General features: G+C 67.2%; 19 protein-coding genes. 17 read left to right on the top strand and 2 right to left on the bottom strand.

Annotated features, from left to right (window positions below):
* Positions 1-11 precede the first annotated feature (11 nt).
* Complete coding sequence (locus G3N96_RS09495) at positions 12-2,402, bottom strand: penicillin-binding protein 1A (RefSeq protein WP_179255031.1); 2,391 nt, start codon at positions 2,400-2,402, stop codon at positions 12-14.
* 220 nt (positions 2,403-2,622) lie between these two features.
* Between G3N96_RS09495 and G3N96_RS09490 the strand changes: the two genes are divergently transcribed.
* The 12 genes from G3N96_RS09490 (at position 2,623) to ugpQ (ending at position 14,744) form a co-directional block, all read left to right on the top strand.
* Positions 2,623-3,549, top strand: coding sequence for a competence protein ComA (locus G3N96_RS09490; RefSeq protein WP_206137047.1), 927 nt, complete (start codon positions 2,623-2,625; stop codon positions 3,547-3,549).
* The gene (locus G3N96_RS09485) at positions 3,546-4,154 is read left to right on the top strand and encodes a fimbrial protein (RefSeq protein WP_206137041.1); all 609 of its coding nucleotides are present in this window, start codon (positions 3,546-3,548) and stop codon (positions 4,152-4,154) included. Before G3N96_RS09490 ends, G3N96_RS09485 begins: the two co-directional genes overlap by 4 nt.
* Positions 4,151-5,020 carry a pilus assembly protein gene (locus G3N96_RS09480; protein WP_206137040.1) on the top strand — a complete coding sequence of 290 codons (870 nt, stop codon included), beginning with the start codon at positions 4,151-4,153 and terminating at the stop codon, positions 5,018-5,020. Before G3N96_RS09485 ends, G3N96_RS09480 begins: the two co-directional genes overlap by 4 nt.
* Entirely contained in the window at positions 5,017-6,648 is a 1,632-nt protein-coding gene (pilQ, locus tag G3N96_RS09475) for a type IV pilus secretin PilQ (protein ID WP_206137039.1), read from the top strand. The genes G3N96_RS09480 and pilQ overlap by 4 nt, the downstream gene beginning before the upstream one ends.
* A gap of 40 nt (positions 6,649-6,688) precedes the next feature.
* The gene (locus tag G3N96_RS09470; protein WP_089424313.1) at positions 6,689-7,243 is read left to right on the top strand and encodes a shikimate kinase; all 555 of its coding nucleotides are present in this window, start codon (positions 6,689-6,691) and stop codon (positions 7,241-7,243) included.
* Entirely contained in the window at positions 7,240-8,319 is a 1,080-nt protein-coding gene (aroB, locus tag G3N96_RS09465; protein ID WP_206137038.1) for a 3-dehydroquinate synthase, read from the top strand. The genes G3N96_RS09470 and aroB overlap by 4 nt, the downstream gene beginning before the upstream one ends.
* A gap of 65 nt (positions 8,320-8,384) precedes the next feature.
* Complete coding sequence (locus G3N96_RS09460; RefSeq protein WP_241022567.1) at positions 8,385-9,569, top strand: deoxyguanosinetriphosphate triphosphohydrolase; 1,185 nt, start codon at positions 8,385-8,387, stop codon at positions 9,567-9,569.
* Between the two features lie 90 nt (positions 9,570-9,659).
* Complete coding sequence (ugpB, locus tag G3N96_RS09455; protein WP_206137037.1) at positions 9,660-10,994, top strand: sn-glycerol-3-phosphate ABC transporter substrate-binding protein UgpB; 1,335 nt, start codon at positions 9,660-9,662, stop codon at positions 10,992-10,994.
* A 103-nt stretch (positions 10,995-11,097) separates the two neighbouring features.
* Positions 11,098-11,982 (top strand): sn-glycerol-3-phosphate ABC transporter permease UgpA, encoded by an 885-nt coding sequence (ugpA, locus tag G3N96_RS09450; protein ID WP_206137036.1) that lies wholly within the window; start codon positions 11,098-11,100, stop codon positions 11,980-11,982.
* Positions 11,979-12,824: a sn-glycerol-3-phosphate ABC transporter permease UgpE gene (gene ugpE, locus G3N96_RS09445; RefSeq protein WP_089444814.1), complete on the top strand. Its 846-nt coding sequence runs from the start codon at positions 11,979-11,981 to the stop codon at positions 12,822-12,824. The genes ugpA and ugpE overlap by 4 nt, the downstream gene beginning before the upstream one ends.
* Before the next feature lie 32 nt (positions 12,825-12,856).
* A complete protein-coding gene (locus tag G3N96_RS09440) occupies positions 12,857-13,942 on the top strand; it encodes a sn-glycerol-3-phosphate import ATP-binding protein UgpC (protein WP_206137035.1) in 1,086 nt (361 codons plus the stop codon).
* Positions 13,943-13,970: 28 nt separating this feature from the next.
* Positions 13,971-14,744, top strand: a complete 774-nt coding sequence (gene ugpQ, locus G3N96_RS09435) for a glycerophosphodiester phosphodiesterase (RefSeq protein ID WP_124583756.1) — start codon at positions 13,971-13,973, stop codon at positions 14,742-14,744.
* Positions 14,745-14,914: 170 nt separating this feature from the next.
* Here ugpQ and G3N96_RS09430 read toward each other — a convergent pair whose 3' ends face one another.
* Positions 14,915-15,646: an OmpW family outer membrane protein gene (locus tag G3N96_RS09430; protein ID WP_124583758.1), complete on the bottom strand. Its 732-nt coding sequence runs from the start codon at positions 15,644-15,646 to the stop codon at positions 14,915-14,917.
* A 193-nt stretch (positions 15,647-15,839) separates the two neighbouring features.
* On the opposite strand from G3N96_RS09430, the gene G3N96_RS09425 reads away from it, so the two are divergent.
* From G3N96_RS09425 to G3N96_RS09405, 5 genes are all read left to right on the top strand, one after another.
* Entirely contained in the window at positions 15,840-16,553 is a 714-nt protein-coding gene (locus tag G3N96_RS09425) for a transposase (RefSeq protein WP_006477151.1), read from the top strand.
* Between the two features lie 289 nt (positions 16,554-16,842).
* Positions 16,843-21,546: a glutamate synthase-related protein gene (locus G3N96_RS09420; RefSeq protein ID WP_206137034.1), complete on the top strand. Its 4,704-nt coding sequence runs from the start codon at positions 16,843-16,845 to the stop codon at positions 21,544-21,546.
* 85 nt (positions 21,547-21,631) lie between these two features.
* On the top strand, positions 21,632-23,098 hold the full coding sequence (locus G3N96_RS09415; RefSeq protein ID WP_206137033.1) for a glutamate synthase subunit beta: 1,467 nt from the start codon (positions 21,632-21,634) through the stop codon (positions 23,096-23,098).
* Between the two features lie 361 nt (positions 23,099-23,459).
* Entirely contained in the window at positions 23,460-24,950 is a 1,491-nt protein-coding gene (locus G3N96_RS09410; protein ID WP_124583768.1) for a sodium:alanine symporter family protein, read from the top strand.
* A partial coding sequence (locus G3N96_RS09405) for a 2'-5' RNA ligase family protein (RefSeq protein ID WP_277399436.1) occupies positions 24,947-25,224 on the top strand: 278 nt, incomplete at its 3' end. The genes G3N96_RS09410 and G3N96_RS09405, both read left to right, overlap by 4 nt.

Below are 25,224 nucleotides of genomic sequence, written 5' to 3'. Positions count from 1 at the left end.
CGGGCCGTTGGTCAGTGCGCGAACAGATTCATGATGTCCTGCTTTTCCTGCTCGTCGACGTGCGGCACGGTGGCGTCGACGTTCTGCGCGGCCGGTGCCTGCGGCACGCCGACCGTCGACACGAAGCCGTGGCCCGGCGCGAACTCGGTGAAGTACAGCTCGCCGCCGAGCGACTCGACACCGTCCGGCACCGTCGGCTTGAACTCGGGGACGCCCTTCAGCGCGGCGCCCATGTAGTCGATCCAGACCGGCAGCGACAGGCCGCCCCCCGTTTCGCGATCGCCGAGGCTGCGCGGATTGTCGTAGCCGATCCACGCGATCGCGGCGAGCGTGTGCTGGTAGCCGGCGAACCACGCGTCGTGCGAGTCGTTCGTCGTGCCGGTCTTGCCCGCGAGGTCGGTGCGCTTCAGCACGTTGGTCCGTGCGCCCGTGCCGCGCTGCGCGACGCTCTGCAGCAGGCTGTTCATCACGTACGCGTTGCGCGGGTCGATCGCGCGCGGCGCATTCTGCTCGGCGACGAGCGGCTGCGCACGCACGACGATCGCGCCGTTCGGATCGGTGACTTCGGCGATCAGGTACGGATTGACGCGGTAGCCGCCGTTCGCGAAGACCGAGTACGCGCCCGCCATCTGCAGCGGCGTGACCTGGCCCGCGCCGAGTGCCATCGGCAGGTAGGCCGGATGGCGTTCGGCGTCGAAGCCGAAGCGGGTGATGTACTGCTGCGCGTACTTCGTGCCGATGTGGTTCAGGATCCGGATCGACACGAGGTTGCGCGAGCGCTGCAGCGCGGTGCGCATCGACATCGGGCCTTCGAAGCCGCCGCCGTAGTTCTTCGGCTCCCAGGGCTGGCCGCCCGTTTCGGCGGCGCTGAAATACAGCGGGCCGTCGTTGATCACGGTGGCCGGCCCGAGGCCCTTGTCGAGCGACGCCGAATAGATGAACGGCTTGAACGACGAACCCGGCTGCCGCCACGCCTGCGTGACGTGGTTGAACTTGTTCTTGTTGTAGTCGAAGCCGCCGACGAGCGAGCGGATCGCGCCGTCCTGCGGGACGATCGACAGGAATGCCCCCTCGACCTGCGGCAACTGCGTGATCGACCATTTGCCGGCGTCGTTCTTCACGACGCGGACGATCGCGCCCGGGCGGATGCGGCGATTCGGCTGCGCATTGGCCGACAGCGCGCCCGACGCGAAGCGCAGGTTGTCACCCTCGATCGTCGCATTGCTGCCGTCGATGAACGCGACCGTGATCTGGCGCGGGCTGGCGGCCGTGACGACCGCGGCGATCAGTTCGCCGTTGTCGGGGTGTTCGAGCAGCGCATCGTCGATCGCCTGTTCGCGGTCGTCGGCACCGGCCGGCAGCTCGATGAAGCCTTCCGGCCCGCGATAGCCGTGCCGGCGTTCGTAATCCATGATGCCCTTGCGCAGCGCGGTGTACGCGACCTGCTGATCCGCGGAGTCGATCGTCGTGACGACGTTGAAGCCGCGCGTGTAGGTTTCCTCACGGTACTGCGCGTACATCATTTGTCGGACCATTTCCGCGACGTACTCGGCGTGCACGCTGAAATCGCGGCCCGGGCCCTTGACGACGAGCGGCTGTGCGACGGCCTCGTCGTACTGCTCGCGCGAGATGAAGTTCAGCTCGAGCATCCGTTGGAGGATGTATTCCTGGCGCACCTTCGCGCGCTTCGGGTTCACGACCGGGTTGTACGCGGACGGTGCCTTCGGCAGCCCGGCAAGCATCGCGGCTTCGGCGAGCGAGATGTCCTTAAGGTCCTTGCCGAAGTAGACCCGTGCGGCGCTCGCGAAGCCGTACGCCCGCTGGCCGAGATAGATCTGATTCATGTAGACCTCGAGAATCTGATCCTTCGTCAGTGCACGCTCGATCCGGTACGCGAGCAGCATCTCGTAGATCTTGCGCGTGTAGGTCTTCTCGCTCGACAGGAAGAAGTTGCGCGCGACCTGCATCGTGATCGTGCTCGCACCCTGTGACGCATGGCCGTTCGTCAGCGCCACGATGCCGGCGCGGACGATGCCGGTGAGGTCGACGCCGCCGTGATCGTAGAAGCGTGCGTCCTCGATCGCGAGGATCGCCTTCTTCAGCGAGTCGGGCACGTCCTTGAAATGGACGACGTCGCGGCGCTCTTCGCCGAATTCGCCGATCAGCACGTGATCGGACGTATAGATGCGCAGCGGCACCTTCGGCCGATAGTCGGTCAGCGCGTCGAGCGACGGCATGTTCGGCCACGCAACGACGAGCGCATAGCCGAGCACGAGGCCGCCGGCCACGACGAGCGCGACGCACATCGTGGCGAATCCGAGCAGGACTTTTTGCCACCAGGGCCGCTTCTTCGGCTCCGGGGCGGGAGGCGGGGACGTAGGAGTCGTGGATTGCATAGGCATACCGGAAAACAGTCCCGCGATTATAGCTGCCCGGTAAGACCGGTCCTGACGCGGGGGGCGCGCGCCGCGAAGACGCGGTCTGGCGTGCTTCCAGCATAGCCCGCGCATGGCCGTCGCGAGCGGATGCTGGCCGTTAGGCCGACTGTCGGCCGCACGCGCCGATTTGCAAAATCAGGTCTCGGAAACGCGGCATGGGCCGCGACGATTTCGGGAGGCTGGGATGGCGGGACGATGGCGAGCGCGGTTTGCGCAGGGTGGGCAACGGTCGACGGGAATCGACGTCGGTGCGGATGAGGTGAGGGTGGCCGTGCTGAGCCGGTGCGGCCGGGGCGCGGAGGTGTGCGTCGAGGGGCTGGAGCGGGAGCCGGTCGGGTTGGCGGGCGGGCCGGAGGATGCGCGCTGGGCGGCGGTTGCGCGTGCGCTGGCCGCCGCCGTGTCGAGGCTGTCGGCGGCCGGGGTGCGGTGCGACGCGCGCGGCGTGATGGCGTTGCACGATGACGAGATGCGCACCGCGACGCTCGACCTGGCCGGGCGGGCCGATGTCGAGGACGCCGCGCGGCAGGCGGCCGAACGCATCTCGGGGCTGGCGCCGGACAGTCTCGCGTTCGACTGGCGGCAGGACGGCGGCGCGAGAGCCGGCGAGATCGAGATTGCCGTGGCTCCGCTGGCGCTGCTCGAACGGCGGATCGATGTGGCCGCCCAGGCCGGTGTCGACCTGACGGTGGTCGACGGCGAGTCGGCCGCGGCGCTGCGTGCGTTGCGCTATGCCGCGCAATTCGAACCCGACGCGCAGGCGGGCCCTTACGCGGCGCTCTGGTTCCATGACTCGGGCGTGCACGGCTGGCGAATCGACGGCCCGTTGGCCGTACCGGTGCTGACGCTGTCCGGCGCCGTGCCGGGGGCGTTTTCCGATGCATTGCGCCAGCGCGCGCTCGGGGCGGTGTGTTGCGTACTCGTGTCAGGGGACGAGCGGTGTATCGCCCGTTTCGACACGTCCGTCGCCGAAATTGGCGACGTGCTCGGCGCGGTTGCGGTGTCGTTCGACTGCACCGGCTGGAGCGGGCAACCATGCCTGCCCGCCGGCATGCCGGGCGGCCCGGCATGGGCGGTCGCATTCGGGCTGGCATTGCGCGGGGTGTGGGAATGACGGCCCGTCGTGCGGATCCGGGCGGTTTCAACCTGCTGCCGTACCGCGAGCGGCTGGCGCACGCGTTGCGACGTCGCCGGGCCACGCAGTGCGGTGCGGCGATTCTGCTCGGTGTGCTCGGCGTCGGCCTGTGGACGGGCGCCGCCAGCGGGGCGCGGTGGCGCGTGGATGCCGAGCGCGCGACTGTGGAGGCGCGGCTGCGGGAGTTGCAGCCGCAGTTGGGGGCTGCGACACGCGCAGCCAAGGCTGCGGCCGTTGCCGCGCAACACGACGCGCAGGCGGCCGCGCTCGCCGCGCCTTATCGGCACGTCGCAGGGCTGCTGGCCACGCTGGCGCAGGTGCGCGACGGCACCGTCCGGCTCGATGCGCTGCGCACGACGTCGGCCGGTGCCGTGCTCGACGTGCGTGCCGCGAGCTATCGGGCGGCCGCGCGATGGCTCGGGGGGATGGCGCGCGAGCAACGTGGCTGGCGGATCGATATCGATGCACTGAAGCCTGTTTCCGGTGCTCCGGTCGTGACAGGCGGGATGCCGTTCCGGTTCTCGGTCCAGCTGCGCTGGCTCGACGCGATGGCGTCCCGGAAAGCGTCGGGAGGTGGCGCATGACGGCGGTGCTCGCGCATCGGTCCGCACTGCGCAGCGACGGATGGCGGGGCGGCATGCGGCGCGTGTCGCCGGCGGCTGCGCACGTCGCAGGCTGTGGGCTCGCGTTCGCGGCCGTGCTGGCGGGCGGCATTCATCTGGCGAATGCCGCCGACTGGAGCGGGCTCGCGCATGGCCGCGCGTTGCTCGCCGCGGCGCAGATGCGGGAGGCCGACGCTCGGCGTGTCCTGGCTGCCGCTGCACGGCAACGCGGCGTGCAGCCGGCGGCGGCACACGGCGATCGCTCGCCGCGTACGCCGGAATGGGCTGCGTTGATGCTGGAACTGGCGGATCGCGCCGCGTCGAGCGGGCTGCGCGACGTATCGATCGAACCGCTGCGCGCCGATGGCGCGGTGCCGGACGGCCGGCGCACCGTGCGCATCGTCGCGGAGGGCCGCTTTCACGCGTTGCTGCAGATGGTCGGCGGGCTGGCCCGCTTCCCGGTTCTGGCAGTGCCGTCCGCGCTGCGTGTCGAACGGGGAAAGGAGGCCGCGCGCGTGGAAATGTCCGTCGACGTGTTTCCGGAGTTGCCGGCGCCAACGACCACGGGCGGAGAGGCGTCGGTTCTGGCCGACGCGCCCGGCGCCGATCCGTTCGGCGAGGCCGGTTCGTCTGAAGCGGAGGGAGCGGCTGTCCGCCTGGCCGGCACCATTCGCGACGGTCATGCAGGTCTCGCGCTGTTCGACGACGGTGATGGCGCTTTCACTGCCGTGGTCCCCGGCGATACCCTCGGGGCCGCGCGGGTGGTGCGCGTCGACCCCGTCGCCGTGACGCTCGCAACAGCGGACGGCGCGTACCGGGTCGCGCTGGACGACGGGAGGCGGCCATGATCGAGCCCGGATGCCGGATACTCGCCGTTTGGGCCGGATTGACCGCGGCCAGTGCAAGCGCGTCGTTGCCGCCGCTGCCGGCCGTCTGGCCTGCCGCATCGTTCGATACGCAGGTGCCCGGCCTTCCGTTGCCCCAAGGCGTGGTGGTCGGGGCGGATCACGCCGTAGCGACGGAGGCCGAGCCGCCGCCGTTCGACCAAGCGGCTCGCGCGGCGCTTCAGGCGGAGGCCGCCACCTCGGCACCCGGGCTGGAGGGGCCGCCGATCCCGTTGGCGCCACCGGCCCGGATGGGCGACGCTGCGGCCCGGCAACCGGGCGATGCGGACGACACGCGGCGGATCTCGCTGAATCTGCAGAGCGCAGGGCTCGCGGCCGCGTTCGACGCGTTCGCGCGGTTCACGGGGCTCAATATCGTCGTCAGCGGGCAGGTGCGCGGCACCGTCACGTTACGTCTGAACAATGTCCGTTGGCGCGATGCTTTCGACACGCTACTCGACACGCACGGGCTCGCGATGACCCGGCGGGGCAACGTGATATGGGTCACGCCGGCGGTCGAGCTGGCCGCCCGCGAACGCGAGCGCTTCGAAATGCACGCGCGGGCCGCGGACTTGGAGCCGCTTGCGAGCCGGACGTTCGCGCTGCACTACCCGCGTGCGCAGGACGTGCAGCGACTGCTTGCCGGCGCGACCGGCCAGCGCCTGCTGTCGAAGCGTGGCGCAGCGGCGGCCGATCCGCGCACGAACCTGCTGTTCGTCACCGATCTCGCGCCGCGCCTCGACCACGTCGCGAGCCTGATCGATGCGATCGACCGGCCGTCGCGGCAGGTCCGGATCGAGGCCCGCATCGTCGAGGGCGAGCAGGGCTTTTCGCGCAATCTCGGCGCACGCGTCGCGCTGCGGGCGCAGGAGCGGCCGCCGTCGGGCGAGAGCGGCACGTATACGACCGGTGCCCGCAACGCGCTCGACCTGGCTGCGCGGCCGCTCGGCGGCTTCGAAGCGGCAACCGCCGGCTTCACGCTGTTCGCCGCGCCGCTCAGCCGTGTGCTCGACGTCGAACTGAGTGCGCTCGAGGCACAGGGGCGGGGCCAGATCGTTTCGAGTCCGCGCGTGGTGACCGCCGATCGCGTCAAGGCCATCGTCGAACAGGGGTCGGAGTTGCCGTACCAGGCGAAGGTCGGGAACGGCGTGAGCGGCGTGCAGTTCCGCCGGGCCACGCTCAAACTGGAGGTCGAGCCGCAAATCACGCCGGACGGGCGCGTGGTGCTCGACCTGGACGTGACGAAGGACAGCATCGGCGAGCCGACGGCAGCCGGCCCGGCGATCCATACGAAGCACGTCCAGACGCGCGTCGAGGTCGAGAACGGCGGGACGGTCGCGATCGGCGGGATCTATGAACAACTGAACCGGAACGATGTGACGCGCGTGCCGCTCTTGGGCAAAATACCGTTTCTGGGCGCGCTTTTCCGGCACCGCGCGCAACGCGATCAACGTAACGAACTGGTCGTCTTCATCACGCCGACCGTCGTCGATGCGCGCTGCAATGCGCGCGGCGCGGTCAGCACGGATGCCGAGAAAACGGGGCCGGAAGCCGCCGGCGCAGGCTCGACAAGGCAGCCGCTTTGCCAGTAAGCTGCGCCACACACCAGCAAGATTGAAGCAGAGGAAGCCGTTGCAAGCGCGGGACCCACATGCAAACGTATTTTTCGTCGGCCTTATGGGAGCGGGTAAGACCACCGTGGGCCGTGCGGTCGCGCGTCGTCTCGACAGGACGTTCTTCGACTCCGACCACGAAATCGAGGCCCGCACGGGCGCGCGCATTCCGGTGATCTTCGAGATGGAGGGCGAGGCCGGGTTTCGCGATCGCGAAACGCAGGTGATCGCCGATCTCACGCAGCGCGAGAACATCGTGCTCGCGACGGGCGGCGGCGCGGTGCTGCGCCCGGAAAACCGCGACTGCCTGAAAAACCACGGCATCGTCGTCTACCTGCGCGCCAATCCGCACGATCTGTGGCTGCGTACACGCAAGGACAAGAACCGCCCGCTGCTGCAGACCGAAGATCCGAAGGGGCGTCTCGAGGCGCTGTACGAGGTACGCGACCCGCTGTACCGCGAATGCGCGGATTTCGTCATCGAGACCGGCCGTCCGTCGGTCAACGGTCTTGTCAACATGGTGCTGATGCAACTCGAACTGGCCGGCGTCATCGCCAAGCCGCTACAAGCATGATTACTGTCAACGTCGACCTGGGCGACCGCGCCTATCCGATTCACATTGGCACTGGCCTGATCGGCCGCGCCGAGCTGTTCGCGCCTCATATCAAGGGCTCGTCCGTCACGATCGTCACGAACACGACGGTCGATCCGCTCTACGGCGACGCGCTGCGCGCGGCGCTTGCGCCGCTCGGCAAGCGCGTGTCGACGGTCGTGCTGCCGGACGGCGAGGCGTACAAGAACTGGGAAACGCTGAACCTGATCTTCGACGGCCTGCTGACCGACCGCGCGGACCGCAAGACGACGCTCGTCGCGCTCGGCGGCGGCGTGATCGGCGACATGACGGGCTTTGCCGCCGCGAGCTACATGCGCGGCGTGCCGTTCATCCAGGTGCCGACGACGCTGCTGTCGCAGGTCGACTCGTCGGTCGGCGGCAAGACGGGCATCAACCACCCGCTCGGCAAGAACATGATCGGCGCGTTCTACCAGCCGCAGGCCGTGATCGCGGACATCGGCGCGCTGACGACGCTGCCCGACCGCGAACTGGCGGCCGGCGTCGCCGAGATCATCAAGACCGGCGCGATCGCCGATGCGGAATTCTTCGACTGGATCGAGGCGAACGTCGACGCGCTGAACCGCCGCGATCCGGCTGCGCTCGCGCATGCGGTGAAGCGCTCGTGCGAGGTCAAGGCGAGTGTGGTGGCGGCCGACGAACGCGAAGGCGGCCTGCGTGCGATCCTGAATTTCGGCCACACGTTCGGCCATGCGATCGAGGCCGGGCTCGGCTACGGCGAATGGCTGCACGGCGAAGCGGTCGGCTGTGGGATGGTGATGGCGGGCGACCTGTCGGTACGGCTCGGCCTGCTCGACCAAGCGTCGCGGCAGCGTCTCGATGCGGTGATCGCGGCCGCGCACCTGCCGACCCGCGGGCCCGCGCTCGGCGATGCGCGCTATATGGACCTGATGCGCGTCGACAAGAAGGCCGAGGCCGGCGCGATCAAGTTCATCCTGCTGAAGCGATTCGGCGATACGCTGATCACGCAGGCGCCGGACGAAGCCGTGTTCGCCACACTGGCGCAGACCACCCGCTAACGGCGGCCCGGATGCCCCGGCGCCCCTGACATGGAGGAGACGTGAGCGAGACATCCAGCAGCACACTGCCCGAAGCCGGCCACGCGTCAGCTGCGCCGGTGGCCGAGCCGCCGACGCTGGCGGCGCTGGAAGCCCATCTCGCTCCGTATGCCGCACACGCGTCGCAGTCGCGCGGCCGTCGCCATCCGGAAGCACCGCCGGCGGCGCGCACCGAATTCCAGCGCGACCGCGACCGCATCGTCCATTCGACCGCATTTCGCCGGCTCGAATACAAGACGCAGGTCTTCGTCAATCACGAGGGCGACCTGTTCCGCACACGCCTCACGCACAGTCTCGAAGTCGCGCAGATCGCGCGCTCGGTCGCGCGCAACCTGCGCCTGAACGAGGATCTCGTCGAGGCGATCTCGCTCGCGCACGATCTCGGCCATACGCCGTTCGGCCATGCCGGGCAGGACGCGCTGAATGCCTGCATGCGCGAGCACGGCGGCTTCGAGCACAACCTGCAGAGCCTGGCGGTCGTCGACGAGCTCGAGGAGCACTACGGCGCGTTCGACGGGCTGAACCTGTGCTTCGAGACGCGCGAAGGCATTCTGAAGCACTGCTCGCGCGAGAATGCGCGCAAGCTCGGCGCGCTCGGCGAGCGCTTCCTGCAAGGTCGCCAGCCGTCGCTCGAAGCGCAGCTCGCCAACATCGCGGACGAGATCGCGTACAACAACCACGACGTCGACGACGGCCTGCGTTCCGGCCTGATCACGATCGAGCAGCTCGCGGAAGTCGAGCTGTGGCAGCGCCACTACGAGGCGGCGCTCGCCGAATTCCCGTACCTCGAAGGCCGCCGTCTCGTGCACGAGACGGTGCGCCGTATCATCAACACGCTGATCGTCGACCTGATCGACGAGACGACGCGCAATCTCGCGCGTGTCGCGCCCGCATCGCTCGACGACGTGCGCGCCGCGCCGCCGCTCGTGTCGCACAGCGAAACGGTCGCCGCGCAAGCTGCCGCCCTCAAGCGTTTCCTCTTCAAGAACCTCTATCGCCACTACAAGGTGATGCGCATGGCGAGCAAGGCGCAGCGCGTCGTCACCGGCCTGTTCGACGCGTTCATCGACGATCCGCGCCTGCTGCCGCCGCCGTACCAGTCCGACGACACCGCGCAGCAGCCGCGCCTCGTCGCGCACTACATCGCCGGCATGACCGACCGCTTCGCGCTGAAGGAGTATCAGCGCCTGTTCGTCATCGGCGACAACTGACTGTCACAAACGATCACTAGACTTCGCCGGTTCAATGGCGACGGGAATGTTGCACACGCTGTTGGTAACGTTTTCATAGGAGAGAGGTCGATGAAGAAGAAGCCTGCGGGGACACTGGTTCGTTCGATCGCGCTCGGCGGCGCGCTGATGTTCGGGGTACAGCACGTGGCGCTCGCCGCGACGGAAATCCAGTTCTGGCATGCGATGGAGGCCGCGCTCGGCGAGCGGGTCAATGCGATCGCCGACCAGTTCAATGCGTCGCAGAGCGACTACAAGATCGTGCCGGTCTTCAAGGGCACCTACGACCAGGCGCTCGCGGCCGGCATCGCCGCCTATCGCAGCGGCAACGCGCCGGCGATCCTCCAGGTCTATGAAGTCGGCACGGCCACGATGATGCAGGCGAAGAAGGCCGTCGTGCCGGTCTACGACGTGTTCAAGCAGGCCGGCGTGCCGCTCGACGAAAAGGCGTTCGTGCCGACCATCGCGAGCTACTACAGCGACGCGAAGACGGGCCATCTCGTCTCGATGCCGTTCAACAGCTCGACGCCGGTGCTGTACTACAACAAGGACGCGTTCAAGAAGGCCGGGCTCGACCCGAACCAGCCGCCGAAGACGTGGGCCGACGTGCAGGCCGATGCGGAGAAGCTGCGCAAGTCGGGGATGGCGTGCGGCTTCACGACCGGCTGGCAGGGCTGGATCCAGCTCGAGAACTACAGCGCGTGGCACGGGCTGCCGTTCGCGAGCCGCAACAACGGCTTCGACGGTACCGACGCGGTGCTCGAATTCAACAAGCCGCAACAGATCGCGCACATCTCGTTCCTGCAGCAGATGGCGAAGGACGGTACGTTCACGTACGCGGGCCGCAAGGATGAAGCGTCGGCGAAGTTCTACAGCGGCGACTGCGGGATCCTGACGACGTCGTCGGGCGCGCTCGCGAACGTGCAGAAGTTCGCGAAATTCAGCTACGGCACGGGCATGATGCCGTACGACGCGAACGTGAAGGGCGCACCGCAGAACGCGATCATCGGCGGTGCGAGCCTGTGGGTGCTGGCGGGCAAGGATTCTGCGACCTACAAGGGCGTCGCGAAATTCCTCGCGTACCTGGCTTCTCCGGCGGTCGCCGCGAAGTGGCACCAGGACACGGGCTACCTGCCCGTGACGACCGCGGCGTACGACCTCACGCGCCAGCAGGGCTTCTACGCGAAGAACCCGAGCGCCGAAACCGCGATCAAGCAGATGCTGAACAAGCCGCCGCTGCCGTACACGAAGGGGCTGCGCCTGGGCAACATGCCGCAGATCCGCACGGTGGTCGACGAGGAGTTCGAACAGGTCTGGGCGCAGAAGAAGTCGCCGAAGGATGCGCTCGATTCGGCCGCGTCGCGCGGCGACGAACTGCTGCGCCGCTTCGAGAAGTCGGGCGGCTGAGCCCGCATCGCGCCGTGCCGCCGGCCGCGTCGCGTCCTGTCCGGATGCGTGCGCCGGCCGGCGGCACGCGCCCCTTTCCGTTACGCCTGATCGGATATCCGCGATGCAATCCCGTTCCCGTTTTGGTGCGAGCCTGCTGCCGTACCTGCTGATCGCGCCGCAGCTCGCGATCACCGCCGTGTTCTTCCTGTGGCCGGCCGGCGTCGCGCTATGGCAGTCGACGCAGATGCAGGATGCGTTCGGCACGTCGAGCGAATTCGTCGGCCTCGCGAACTTCACGCACCTGTTCGCCGATCCGCTGTATCTCGATTCGTTCCGCACGACGCTCGTGTTCAGCTCGCTCGTCACGGTGAGCGGGCTCGTCGTGTCGCTGGTCCTCGCCGCGTGCGCCGATCGCGTGATCCGCGGCGCGCGCGTGTACCGCACGCTGCTGATCTGGCCGTACGCGGTCGCCCCGACCATCGCCGCCGTGCTGTGGGCATTCCTGTTCAACCCGAGCATCGGCCTGATCACCTATGCGCTCGCGAAGAGCGGCATCGTGTGGAACCACGCGCTGAACGGCGGGCAGGCGATGTTCCTGGTCGTGCTCGCGTCGGTGTGGAAGCAGGTGAGCTACAACTTCCTGTTCTTCTACGCGGGCTTGCAGGCGATTCCGCGCTCGCTGATCGAGGCGGCGGCGATCGACGGCGCCGGGCCGGTGCGGCGCTTCTTCAACATCGTGCTGCCGCTGCTGTCGCCCACCAGCTTCTTCCTGCTGGTCGTGAACCTCGTCTACGCGTTCTTCGACACGTTCCCGGTGATCGACGCGGCCACCGGCGGCGGTCCGGCGCAGAGCACGAAGACGCTGATCTACAAGATCTTCGCGGAGGGCTTCCAGGGGCTCGACATCGGCAGCTCGGGCGCGCAGTCGGTCGTGCTGATGATCATCGTCGTCGGGCTCACGGTGATCCAGTTCCGCTTCGTCGAACGCAGGGTGCAATACGCATGATCGAAAATCGCAAGGGCTTCGACCTGTTCTGCCACGCGGTGCTAATCGCGGGCGTCGTGCTGATCGTGTTTCCCGTCTACGTCGCATTCTGCGCGGCGACGATGAACGCGCAGGAAGTGTTCACGGTGCCGCTGTCGCTCGTGCCGAGCACGCACCTGTTCGAGAACGTCGCGTACATCTGGGGGCACGGCAGCGGCGGTACGACCGCGCCGTTCGGCCGCCTGCTCGTGAACAGCTTCGCGATGGCGCTCGGCATCGCGGTGGGCAAGATCGCGGTGTCGATCCTGTCCGCGTACGCGATCGTCTATTTCCGCTTTCCGTTCCGCAACACGGCGTTCTGGCTGATCTTCATCACGCTGATGCTGCCGGTGGAAGTGCGGATCTTCCCGACCGTGCAGGTCGTGTCGACGCTGCACCTGACGAACACCTACGCGGGGCTCACGCTGCCGCTGATCGCATCGGCGACCGCGACGTTCCTGTTCCGCCAGTTCTTCATGACGCTGCCCGACGAGCTGATGGATGCCGCACGCATCGACGGCGCGGGGCCGCTGCGATTCTTCTGGGACGTCGTGCTGCCGCTGTCGAAGACGAGCATCGCGGCGCTGTTCGTGATCACGTTCATCTACGGCTGGAACCAGTATCTGTGGCCGATCCTGATCACGACGGAGGCCTCGTTGTCGACGGCGGTGGTGGGTATCAAGACGATGATCGCGAGCGGTGACGCCGCGACCGAATGGCAATACGTGATGGCGGCGACGCTGCTGGGAATGATCCCGCCGCTCGTCGTCGTGCTGGCGATGCAGCGCTGGTTCGTGCGCGGCCTCGTCGATTCCGAGAAATAAATGACGGACGGCAACCGGGAGAAAGACCAAGAATGGCTGCGCTGAGCTTGAAGGGCGTCAGGAAATCCTACGACGGCAAGCAGCACGTGCTGCATGGCATCGACGTGGAGATCGCCGACGGCGAATTCATCGTGCTGGTCGGCCCGTCGGGCTGCGGCAAGTCGACGTTGCTGCGGATGATCGCGGGGCTCGAGACGGTGACGGACGGCGAGATCGCGATCGGCGAGCGCGTCGTCAACGCGCTGGAGCCGAAGGATCGCGACATCGCGATGGTGTTCCAGAACTATGCGCTGTACCCGCACATGACGGTCGCGCAGAACATGGGTTACGGGCTGAAGATCCGCGGGATCGAGCGCGCGACGATCGATTCGCGGGTGGCGGCGGCCGCAAAGATCCTCGAACTCGAGCCGCTGCTCGCGCGGCGGCCGCGCGAACTGTCGGGCGGCCAGCGGCAGCGTGTCGCGATGGGGCGCGCGATCGTGCGCGAGCCGTCGGTGTTCCTGTTCGACGAGCCGTTGTCGAACCTCGACGCGAAGTTGCGCGTGCAGATGCGGCTCGAGATCCAGCGGCTGCATGCGCGGCTCGCGACGACGAGCGTCTACGTGACGCACGACCAGATCGAGGCGATGACCCTTGCGCAGCGCGTGATCGTGATGAACCGCGGCTACGCGGAGCAGATCGGCGCGCCGGTCGACGTGTACGAGAAGCCGGCGACGGTGTTCGTCGCGGGCTTCATCGGCTCGCCCGCGATGAACCTGATGCACGGCCGGCTGTCGGACGACGGCGAGACGTTTACGGTCGCGGGCGGCGGCCCCGCGCTGCCGGTCGCGGGCGCCCCCGGCATCGGCCGCGAGATCGCCGCCGGGCGCGACTGGGTGCTCGGCGTGCGCCCCGAACACATGACGCCGCAGCCGGGCGTCGCGCAGGCGACACTGCCGGTCGACTCGTGCGAGCTGCTCGGCGCGGACAATCTCGCGCACGGCCGGTGGGGCAGTCACGACGTCGCGGTGCGCCTGCCGCATGCGGACCGTCCCGCGCGCGGCACGGCGCTGGCGGCCGCGCTGCCCGCGCACCGGCTGCATTTCTTCGATCCCGAGACCGGCAAGCGTGCCGGTTGAACCTGCTGACCTTGCCGAGAGACCGACGATGACGATCCGTACCGACTGGTGGCCTTATCCGCGCGTCGTCGCCCATCGCGGCGGCGGCACGCTCGCGCCGGAGAACACGCTCGCCGCGCTCGACGAGGGCGCGCGCCGTGGCCACCGGATGGTCGAGTTCGACGCGAAGCTGTCGGCCGACGACGTGACGTTCCTGCTGCACGACGACACGGTCGATCGCACGTCGAACGGTCACGGCGCGGCGGCGGATATGCGGTATGACGCGCTGGCCGCGCTCGATGCGGGCGCGTGGCGCGACGCCCGCTTCGCGGGCGAGCGGATGCCGACGCTCGAGGCGGCGGCGGCGCGCTGTCTCGCCCACGGGTTGGCCGCGAATGTCGAGATCAAGCCGTGCCCGGGGCGCGAGCGCGAGACGGGGCAGCGCGTGGCGGCCGACGCGGCCGTGTACTGGCGTGATGCCGCGGTTCCGCCGCTCCTGTCGTCGTTCTCGTTCGATGCGCTGCAACAGGCACGCGCGACGGCGCCTGCGCTGCCGCGCGGAATGCTCTACGAGTCCGTGCCGGATGATTGGCATGCGCAAGTCGTCGGCGCGCTCGGCTGCGTTTCGTTGCATGCAGACCACAAACAGCTCGACGAACCGCTCGTGCGCGCGATCAAGGCGGCCGGGCTGCGCATCCTGGTTTACACGGTAAACGACCTCGAACGGGCACGCGAACTCGCGCGCTGGGGTGTCGACGCGGTCTGCACGGACCGGATCGACCTGATCGGTCCGGCTGCGCTGGACGACATCGCCATCCCCTGACGGCCGCGCCGACGGCCGGCGAAACCCTTGCGCGGAACGTGCCTGACGCGAAAAAACGACGCCCCGACGGGATTTCCGCCGGGGCGTTTTGCATCGTGGAGACGTTACGCCAGGAAAAATCCGCTACAAATTGCAGCAGGATTAACCATTCCCCAAATATTCGACTACGCTTAGAAGCGGTAGCCGACGTTCAGGTACGTGACGATCGGGTTCAGCGAGATGTGGGCCTTCGACGTTTCCGTCAGCGTCCCGACCGGCGTCCGGCGGGCCGTCGTGAAGGTCGCGGTCACGCTGACCGGGATGTACGAGAGCGACAGGCCTGCGAACCAGTGTTTCGTGAAGTTGTACGTGAAGCCGGCGTTGAAGACGGGCGCCCACTGGTTGCTGGTCGTGGCGCTGGTCGGGCCGCCGAGCACGCCGTTCTCGAAGCTGCTGTTCGTGATCTTTGCGCCGGTGAACCAGACGTACGTTGCGCCGATGCCGACATACGGACGGAACTTCGCGTTGGCGTCGTTGAAGTGGTAGCGCAGCAATACGGCGGGGCTCCACTGGTACGCACGGCCGAGTACGCCGAATCTTTCGAACTGACCCTTGCCGGTAATGTCGAACTTCGGCGGTATCCCCATAACGAGCTCGGTGGAGATATGGTCGGTGATGAAGTAGCCCGTTGCGAGACCAAGCGTATCAGCGTCGTTGATGCCGGCGCCGGTGTTGGGAATCGATTGGTTGATGGGCGTGCCGCCTACGCCGTAGACGAACAGCGGATCGCTGCTGTCCTGCGGCGAAAGGTGGAACCAGCCGGTGCTGACGTAGAAATCACCTGCGGATTGTGCATGTGCCGTACCGCCCGCGAAAGCGAATGCGAGCGCTGCGGCCCCCGTAATGGCCAGTTTTCGTTTCATTGTGTCTCCTCCGATCAAAGGCGTGCTCATTATGACGACTGCGTTTAAAACCAAACAAGCTCGTAAGTTAGAGTTTTCTCCCTAGGTTTCGTACGACCGTACGCTTTCGCGCCCGGCGGGGACAGGCATTCTACGCAGGTGCGCATTTTCGGACCCCCGGGTATTTCCTAACGCGTTCAAACGGACATTCAGCATGGCACGGTTAGCACGACTCTACGTTCCCGACCAGCCGCAGCACGTGATACTGCGCGGCCTGGATCAGCAACCCGCGTTCGTCGACGACCAGGACTACGAACTCTTCATCGATTGCCTGAAGGCCGCCGCGCGCGATCATCACCTGTCGGTGCATGCCTACGTGCTGCTGCCGCGCCAGGTGCAACTGCTCGTGACGCCGAGCGACGAAGCCAGCCTGCCGAAGGCGATGCAGGCCGTCGGTCGCCGCTACGTCGCGCATTTCAACCGGCGCTATTCGCGGCGCGGCACCCTGTGGGAAGGCCGCTATCGCGCGACCGTGATCGAAGGCGAGCGCTATTTCCTGCTCGCGAGCCGCGTGGTCGAGATGAGCCCGGTGCGCGCGCAGCTCGTCGCGACCCCCGAGGCTTATCGCTGGTCGAGCTACCGGCACCACGTCGGGCTCACCGTCGACAGCCTGATCACCGACCATCCGCTCTACTGGGCGCTCGGCAATACGCCGTTCGACCGCCAGCGCGCGTACAAGGAGCTATGCGAGCAGCCGCTCGACGAGCGCCAGGCCGACCAGCTGCAGCAGGCGACGTTGAAGGGTTGGGTGCTCGGCGGCGAGAATTATCGCGAATGGGCGGCGCGTACCGCGAACCGGCGCGTGTCGCCGCTGCCGCGCGGACGCCCCAGAAAGGTGCGTGAAAACACGCCGCCGATCCAGCAGTAACGCAGGAACGGCGGTTCAGGAGGCGGCGCTGCGGGCGCCGCTTCTTTTTGCACCAAAACGATACGGCCCCATTAAAACGGCACCAGATCGAGGCGTGCATTTAATTGGGGTCCGATCAAGCGGTTTTTGTTGCTATTCCTTTGATTCGTCGCGTATATTCCGAATTCCGGTGGTCCGGGCGAAGCATGCCCATCCACTGTCGGCCGCGCCGTCTCCCGTCGGGAGCGGGATCGACGGCAACAAGAAAATGGTTCAACGGCCTCCAGGCCCCCTTTACGACGGTGTCCCCATGAACGACCACCAGCAGCCGCTCGCCGCGGTGCCCGCCGCACAAGGTCTGTATGACCCGCAAAACGAACACGACGCCTGTGGCGTCGGCTTCGTCGCTCACATCAAGGGCAAGAAGAGCCACGAGATCATTCAGCAGGGTCTGAAGATCCTCGAGAACCTCGATCACCGTGGCGCGGTCGGCGCCGATCCGCTGATGGGCGACGGCGCGGGCATCCTGATCCAGATTCCGGACGCGTTCTATCGCGAGGAAATGGCGAAGCAGGGCGTGAACCTGCCGCCGGCCGGCGAATATGGGGTCGGCATGATCTTCCTGCCGAAGGAAAACGCGTCGCGTCTCGCGTGCGAGCAGGAGCTCGAGCGGACGGTGAAGGCCGAAGGCCAGGTCGTGCTCGGCTGGCGCGACGTGCCGGTCGACCATGCGATGCCGATTTCGCCGACGGTCAAGGCGAGCGAGCCGCTGATCCGCCAGATCTTCATCGGCCGCGGCAAGGACATCATGGTGACGGACGCGCTCGAGCGGAAGCTTTACGTGATCCGCAAGACGGCGAGCCACCGCATCCAGGCGCTGAAGCTCAAGCACGGCAAGGAATACTTCGTGCCGTCGATGTCGGCGCGCACGATCGTCTACAAGGGGCTGCTGCTCGCGGGCCAGGTCGGCGTGTACTACCGCGACCTGCAGGACACGCGTGTCGTGTCGGCGCTCGCGCTCGTGCACCAGCGCTTCTCGACCAACACGTTCCCGGCGTGGGAGCTGGCTCACCCGTACCGGATGATCGCGCACAACGGCGAGATCAACACCGTGAAGGGCAACGTGAACTGGCTGAACGCGCGTACCGGCGCGATCGCGTCGCACGTGCTCGCCGACGATCTGCCGAAGCTGTGGCCGCTGATCTACCCGGGCCAGTCGGATACCGCGTCGTTCGACAACTGTCTCGAGTTGCTGGTGATGGCCGGCTACCCGCTCGTGCACGCGGTGATGATGATGATCCCGGAAGCGTGGGAACAGCACACGCTGATGGACGAGAACCGCCGCGCGTTCTACGAATACCACGCCGCGATGATGGAGCCGTGGGACGGCCCGGCCGCGATCGCGTTCACCGACGGCCGCCAGATCGGTGCGACGCTCGACCGTAACGGCCTGCGTCCGGCGCGCTACATCGTCACCGACGACGACCTCGTCATCATGGCGTCGGAAGCCGGCACGCTGCCGATCCCCGAATCGAAGATCGTCAAGAAGTGGCGCCTGCAGCCGGGCAAGATGTTCCTGATCGACATGGAACACGGCCGCATCATCGACGACAAGGAACTGAAGGACAACCTCGCGAACGCGAAGCCGTACAAGAGCTGGATCGACGCCGTGCGCATCAAGCTCGACGAGATCGAGCCGAAGGCCGAGGAAGTCGCGGCCGGCCGCACGCAGGGCGCCGCGCTGCTCGACCGCCAGCAGGCGTTCGGCTATACGCAGGAAGACCTCAAGTTCCTGATGGCGCCGATGGCGCAGCAGGGTGAGGAAGCCGTCGGTTCGATGGGCAACGACTCGCCGCTCGCGGTGATGTCGAACAAGAACAAGACGCTCTATCACTACTTCAAGCAGCTGTTCGCGCAGGTCACGAACCCGCCGATCGACCCGATCCGCGAGAACATGGTCATGTCGCTCGTGTCGTTCATCGGCCCGAAGCCGAACCTGCTCGACACGAACAACATCAACCCGCCGATGCGTCTCGAAGTGTCGCAGCCGGTGCTCGACTTCAAGGACATCGCGAAGATCCGCGCGATCGACCAGTACACGGGCGGCAAATTCAGCGCGTACGAGCTGAACATCTGCTACCCGGTCGCCTGGGGCAAGGAAGGCATCGAGGCGCGCCTCGCGTCGCTGTGCGCGGAAGCCGTCGACGCGGTGAAGTCGGGCTACAACATGCTGATCGTGTCGGACCGCAAGACGGACGCCGAGCATGTCGCGATTCCGGCGCTGCTTGCCACGTCGGCGATCCACTCGCACCTCGTCCAGCAGGGGCTGCGCACGAGCACGGGCCTCGTCGTCGAGACGGGCTCCGCACGGGAGACGCACCACTTCGCGCTGCTCGCGGGCTACGGCGCGGAAGCCGTGCACCCGTACCTCGCGATGGAAACGCTCGCGAAGATGGCCGAAGGGCTGCCGGGCGACCTGTCGCCGGAGAAGGCCGTCTACAACTTCACGAAGGCGGTCGGCAAGGGCCTGCAGAAGGTGATGTCGAAGATGGGCATCTCGACGTACATGTCGTACACGGGCGCGCAGATCTTCGAAGCGCTCGGCCTGTCGAGCGACCTCGTCGAGAAGTACTTCAAGGGCACGGCGTCGAAGGTCGGCGGCATCGGCCTGTTCGAAGTCGCGGAAGAGGCGATCCGCCTGCATCGCGACGCGTTCGGCGACAGCCCGGTCCTGCGCGACATGCTCGACGCGGGCGGCGAGTACGCGTACCGCGTGCGTGGCGAAGACCACATGTGGACGCCGGATTCGATCGCGAAGCTGCAGCACGCGACGCGCAGCAACTCGTACCAGACGTACAAGGAATACGCGCACCTGATCAACGACCAGACCAAGCGTCACATGACGTTCCGCGGCCTGTTCGAGTTCAAGGTCGAGCCGACCAAGGCGATCCCGATCGACGACGTCGAATCGGCGAAGGACATCGTCAAGCGTTTCGCGACGGGCGCGATGTCGCTCGGTTCGATCAGCACCGAAGCGCACGCGACGCTTGCGATCGCGATGAACCGGATCGGCGGCAAGTCGAACACCGGCGAAGGCGGCGAGGACGAGAAGCGTTACCGCAACGAACTGCGCGGCATTCCGATCAAGTCGGGCGAGACGCTGAAGTCGGTGATCGGCGATGAAATCGTCAGCGACATTCCGCTGAAGGATGGCGATTCGCTGCGCTCGAAGATCAAGCAGGTCGCGTCGGGCCGCTTCGGCGTCACCGCCGAGTACCTCGCGTCGGCCGACCAGATCCAGATCAAGATGGCGCAGGGCGCGAAGCCGGGCGAAGGCGGCCAGTTGCCGGGCCACAAGGTGTCCGAATACATCGGCAAGCTGCGTTACTCGGTGCCGGGCGTCGGCCTGATCTCGCCGCCGCCGCACCACGACATCTATTCGATCGAGGATCTGGCGCAACTGATCCACGACCTGAAGAACGTGAACCCGAGCTCGAGCATCTCCGTGAAGCTCGTGTCGGAAGTGGGCGTCGGCACGGTCGCGGCCGGTGTCGCGAAGGCGAAGGCCGACCACGTCGTGATCGCCGGCCATGACGGCGGCACGGGTGCGTCGCCGCTGTCGTCGGTCAAGCATGCGGGCACGCCGTGGGAACTCGGCCTCGCCGAAACGCAGCAGACGCTGGTGCTGAACCGCCTGCGCGGCCGCATCCGCGTGCAGGCCGACGGCCAGATGAAGACGGGCCGCGACGTCGTGATCGGCGCGCTGCTCGGCGCGGACGAATTCGGCTTCGCGACGGCGCCGCTCGTCGTCGAAGGCTGCATCATGATGCGCAAGTGCCACCTGAACACGTGCCCGGTCGGCGTCGCGACGCAGGATCCGGTGCTGCGTGCGAAGTTCAAGGGCCAGCCCGAGCACGTCGTGAACTACTTCTTCTTCGTCGCCGAGGAAGTGCGCGAGATCATGGCGCAGCTCGGCGTCGCGAAGTTCGACGACCTGATCGGCCGCGCCGACCTGCTCGACACCCGCAAGGGCATCGAGCACTGGAAGGCGAAGGGCCTCGACTTCTCGCGCGTGTTCTACCAGCCGGAAGAATGCGAGGACGTCGCGCCGCGTCACGTCGACGTGCAGGATCACGGCCTCGAGCGCGCGCTCGACCACGTGCTGATCGAGAAGGCGAAGGCCGCGATCGAGAACGGCGAGCATGTGTCGTTCATCCAGCCGGTGCGCAACGTGAACCGGACGGTCGGCGCGATGCTGTCGGGCGTGATCGCGAAGAAGCACGGCCACGACGGCCTGGCCGACGACGCGGTGCACATCCAGCTGAAGGGCACGGCCGGCCAGAGCTTCGGCGCGTTCCTCGCGAAGGGCGTGACGCTCGACCTCGTCGGCGACGGCAACGACTACGTCGGCAAGGGCCTGTCGGGCGGCCGGATCATCATCCGCCCGACCAACGACTTCCGCGGCAAGTCCGAGGAAAACATCATCTGCGGCAACACGGTGATGTACGGCGCGATCGAAGGCGAATCGTTCTTCCGCGGCGTGGCGGGCGAGCGCTTCTGCGTGCGCAACTCGGGCGCGACGGCGGTCGTCGAAGGCACGGGCGACCACGGTTGCGAATACATGACGGGCGGCACGGTCGTCGTGCTCGGCGAGACCGGGCGCAACTTCGCGGCCGGCATGTCGGGCGGTCTCGCGTACATCTACGATCCGGAAGGCACGTTCGCGGCGAAGTGCAACAAGTCGATGGTCGCGCTCGAGCCGGTGCTGCAGCAGGCCGAGCAGGAGCGCACGGTCGACCGCGCGCTCTGGCACGAAGGCACGACGGACGAAGCGCTGCTGAAGGGGCTCGTCGAGCGTCATTTCCAGTTCACGGGTTCGCCGCGCGCGAAGTCGCTGCTGGAAAACTGGGACGCGGCGCGCCGCCAGTTCGTGAAGGTGTTCCCGCACGAATACAAGCGCGCGCTGGGCGAGATCGGTGCGAAGAAGGCGGCGAAGGAAGAACTGGCCGCCTGAGCGACGAACGACATAGCGAATGCCGCGCGCGCATGACTGCCGCGCGCGGCTCCCCCACCCGATACACCGAACAGAAGAGCACCTTATGGGCAAGGCAACCGGTTTTCTGGAGTTCGAACGCCGCCACGAGGCGTACGAAGCACCGCTCACGCGCGTGAAGCACTACAAGGAATTCGTCGCGGCACTGACCGACGCGGACGCGAAGGTCCAGGGCGCGCGCTGCATGGATTGCGGCATCCCGTTCTGCAACAACGGCTGCCCGGTCAACAACATCATTCCGGACTTCAACGATCTCGTTTACCGCCAGGACTGGCAGCAGGCGATCGAAGTCCTGCACTCGACCAACAACTTCCCGGAATTCACGGGCCGCATCTGTCCGGCGCCGTGCGAGGCAGCGTGCACGCTCGGGATCAACAACGACCCCGTCGGCATCAAGTCGATCGAGCACGCGATCATCGACAAGGCCTGGGCGGAGGGCTGGGTGAAGCCGCTGCCGGCCGAGCACAAGACGGGCAAGAAGGTCGCGGTCGTCGGTTCGGGCCCCGCGGGCCTCGCCGCCGCACAGCAGCTCGCGCGTGCGGGCCACGATGTGACGGTGTTCGAGAAGAACGATCGCGTCGGCGGCCTGCTGCGCTACGGGATCCCCGATTTCAAGCTCGAGAAGTGGCTGATCGACCGCCGCATGCGCCAGATGGAAGCGGAAGGCGTGACGTTCCGCACCAGCGTGTTCATCGGCAAGGATCCGCTGCCCGAGTCGATCGGCAGCCTCGCGAAGGAAACCATCTCGCCGGACACGCTGAAGGAAGAATTCGACGCGGTCGTGATCGCCGGCGGTTCGGAAACGCCGCGCGACCTGCCGGTGCCGGGCCGCGAACTCGCAGGCGTGCATTACGCGATGGACTTCCTGCCGCAGCAGAACCGCGTGAACGCGGGCGACAAGCTCACGGACCAGCTGCTCGCGAAGGGCAAGCACGTGATCGTGATCGGTGGTGGCGACACGGGTTCGGACTGCGTCGGCACGTCGAACCGTCACGGCGCGAAGCAGGTCACGCAGTTCGAGCTGCTGCCGCAGCCGCCGGAGGAGGAAAACAAGCCGCTCGTGTGGCCGTACTGGCCGATCAAGCTGCGCACGTCGTCGTCGCATGACGAAGGTTGCGAGCGCGACTGGGCCGTTGCGACGAAGCGTCTCGAAGGCAAGAACGGCAAGGTCGAGAAGCTGATCGCGGTGCGCGTCGAGTGGAAGGACGGCAAGATGCAGGAAGTGCCGGGCTCCGAGTTCGAAATGAAGGCCGACCTCGTGCTGCTCGCGATGGGCTTCACGCAGCCGGCAGCCCCCGTGCTCGAGGCATTCGGCGTCGCGAAGGATGCGCGCGGCAATGCGCGTGCAGCGACCGAAGGCGATCGTTCGTACTACACGTCGGTGGACAAGGTGTTCGCGGCTGGCGACATGCGCCGCGGCCAGTCGCTCGTCGTGTGGGCGATCCGCGAAGGCCGCCAGTGCGCACGCTCGGTCGATGCGTACCTGATGGGGCATTCGAACCTGCCGCGATAAGCGTAGGTCGGTAGCCGTCGTGGAAACCGGGCGTCCGAAAGGGCGCCCGGTTTTTTTGCGCACGCGATTCGGTGATCGTGCGGCGCGCGCCGCGCGCTCCGTATCGTGCGCCCGACCGGCGTTTCGGCGCGTCGACCACCGCCCGGGCGCGCCACGGCACGGTCCCATGTCGCGGCTTTACGACCCTGGCGACTCCGCATTTTCGCGAAGCGTCGCCTAATCTGATCACATCCGGCCGCAATTTCCCGCCATCCCAAACCTTTCGTTTTGTAATAATCCTTGAAAACTGTCATATCATGTCGCCCCTTGGACCGCATTCGCGGTGGCTGCATGTGACTGACCCTATTTACAAGGATTCTGGATGGAAGCACTCGTGCAAGGGCTGATCGACGCCGTCAACGGCGTGTTGTGGAACTACGTGCTGATCGCGCTGCTGCTCGGCGTGGGCCTCTGGTTCACGCTGCGGTTCCGGATGATCCAGCTGAAGGCGCTGTTGCTCAGCGTGAAGCTGGTCGGCAGCAAGGGCGAGCCGGGCAGCATCTCGTCGTTCCAGGCGTTCGCGACCGGGCTGGCGAGCCGCGTCGGCACCGGCAACATCGCCGGCGTCGCGGTCGCGCTGACCGTTGGCGGGCCGGGTGCGATCTTCTGGATGTGGATGACGGCGCTGGTCGGGATGTCGTCCGCGTTCGTCGAGGCGACGCTTGCGCAGATCTTCAAGGTGTCGCATCCGGACGGCAGCTATCGCGGCGGCCCCGCCTACTACATCCAGACGGGCCTGCGCTCGCGCGGCTTCGGCGTGCTGTTCTCGCTGTCGCTGATCCTCGCGTTCGGCTTCGTGTTCAACGCGGTGCAGGCCAACGCGATCGCCGATGCGTTCGACACGTCGTTCGGCTGGAGCCGCGCGACGGTCGGTCTCGGGCTCGTGCTGCTGACCGCGCCGATCATCTTCGGCGGGATTCGCCGGATCGCGGCGGTTGCGCAGGTGATCGTGCCGCTGATGGCGATCGGCTACCTCGCGCTGGCGGTCTATGCGGTTGCGACGCATATCGCGCTGGTGCCGGGCGTGATCGCGCTGATCGTGAAGAGCGCGTTCGGCCTCGAGCAGGCGGCGGGTGGCCTGACGGGCTATGCGGTGAGCCAGGCGGTCGCGATGGGCGTGAAGCGCGGGCTGTTCTCGAACGAGGCAGGCATGGGCAGCGCGCCGAATGCGGCGGCAACCGCCAGCACGCGGCATCCGGTCGTGCAGGGGCTGATCCAGATGCTCGGCGTATTCGTCGACACGATCGTGATCTGCAGCGCGACCGCCTTCGTGATCCTGCTGTCGGGCCAGTACGAACTGGGCACCGGCATGGAAGGCGCGGCGCTCACGCAGCGCTCGATCGCGAGCCACGTCGGCGACTGGGGCGGCATCTACATGGCGTTCGCGATCTTCTTCTTCGCGTACTCGTCGGTGATCGGCAACTACGCGTATGCGGAAGGCAACGTCGAATTCATCACGAAGCGCCGCGGCGTGCTGCCGCTGTTCCGCGTCGCGGTGCTCGCGATGGTGATGTTCGGCAGCGTCGGGCAACTGCCGCTCGTGTGGGCGATGGCCGATACGAGCATGGGGCTGATGGCGATCATCAACCTGATCGCGATCCTCGCGCTCGGCAAGTACGCGCACGCGGCCTGGCGCGACTATCGCCGCCAGCGCGAGGCAGGCGTGGCCGATCCGGTGTTCACGCGAAACACGATCCCGGAACTCGCGAACGTGCTGCCGACCGACGTGTGGGGCGAGCATGGCCCGCTGCCGCAACGTCCGGCCGCGGCTGATCCGGCGCGCGCGCCGCGCGCGGTGGCGAGCGAGTCATGAACGGCGACCGGCTGCGCGTGTTCGTCGCGCTGATGCCCGATGCGGCATCGCGCGACGCGCTGCACGCGTTGCCGGTCACCCGGGGCGCGCGGCGTCCGCTGCCCGCGCAACTGCATGTGACGCTTGCGTTCGTCGGCGCGATCGAGCGGGCGTGCTGCGACGCGCTGGCCGCGTGCCTGCCGGCGCTCGCGGCCGCGCATGCGCTGCCGTTGATGCCGGTCGAACGGATCGCGTGGTGGCCGAGCCTGCCGCGTGCGCGGCTGATCGTCGCCGA

The sequence above is a fragment of the Burkholderia sp. Se-20373 genome, from assembly GCF_017104705.1.
GTDB lineage: Bacteria > Pseudomonadota > Gammaproteobacteria > Burkholderiales > Burkholderiaceae > Burkholderia.
This window is presented reverse-complemented; position numbering and strand designations above follow the sequence as displayed.

Bases quoted from the DNA above. Each gene is read 5' to 3' on its own strand.
- aroB (WP_206137038.1), top strand. From the start codon at position 7,240: ATGATTACTGTCAACGTCGACCTGGGCGACCGCGCCTATCCGATTCAC.
- G3N96_RS09485 (WP_206137041.1), top strand. From the start codon at position 3,546: ATGACGGCCCGTCGTGCGGATCCGGGCGGTTTCAACCTGCTGCCGTAC.
- G3N96_RS09440 (WP_206137035.1), top strand. From the start codon at position 12,857: ATGGCTGCGCTGAGCTTGAAGGGCGTCAGGAAATCCTACGACGGCAAG.
- ugpQ (WP_124583756.1), top strand. From the start codon at position 13,971: ATGACGATCCGTACCGACTGGTGGCCTTATCCGCGCGTCGTCGCCCAT.
- G3N96_RS09495 (WP_179255031.1), bottom strand. From the start codon at position 2,402: ATGCCTATGCAATCCACGACTCCTACGTCCCCGCCTCCCGCCCCGGAG.
- G3N96_RS09430 (WP_124583758.1), bottom strand. From the start codon at position 15,646: ATGAAACGAAAACTGGCCATTACGGGGGCCGCAGCGCTCGCATTCGCT.
- G3N96_RS09490 (WP_206137047.1), top strand. From the start codon at position 2,623: ATGGCGGGACGATGGCGAGCGCGGTTTGCGCAGGGTGGGCAACGGTCG.
- ugpB (WP_206137037.1), top strand. From the start codon at position 9,660: ATGAAGAAGAAGCCTGCGGGGACACTGGTTCGTTCGATCGCGCTCGGC.
- G3N96_RS09415 (WP_206137033.1), top strand. From the start codon at position 21,632: ATGGGCAAGGCAACCGGTTTTCTGGAGTTCGAACGCCGCCACGAGGCG.
- pilQ (WP_206137039.1), top strand. From the start codon at position 5,017: ATGATCGAGCCCGGATGCCGGATACTCGCCGTTTGGGCCGGATTGACC.
- ugpE (WP_089444814.1), top strand. From the start codon at position 11,979: ATGATCGAAAATCGCAAGGGCTTCGACCTGTTCTGCCACGCGGTGCTA.
- ugpA (WP_206137036.1), top strand. From the start codon at position 11,098: ATGCAATCCCGTTCCCGTTTTGGTGCGAGCCTGCTGCCGTACCTGCTG.
- G3N96_RS09410 (WP_124583768.1), top strand. From the start codon at position 23,460: ATGGAAGCACTCGTGCAAGGGCTGATCGACGCCGTCAACGGCGTGTTG.
- G3N96_RS09420 (WP_206137034.1), top strand. From the start codon at position 16,843: ATGAACGACCACCAGCAGCCGCTCGCCGCGGTGCCCGCCGCACAAGGT.
- G3N96_RS09480 (WP_206137040.1), top strand. From the start codon at position 4,151: ATGACGGCGGTGCTCGCGCATCGGTCCGCACTGCGCAGCGACGGATGG.
- G3N96_RS09425 (WP_006477151.1), top strand. From the start codon at position 15,840: ATGGCACGGTTAGCACGACTCTACGTTCCCGACCAGCCGCAGCACGTG.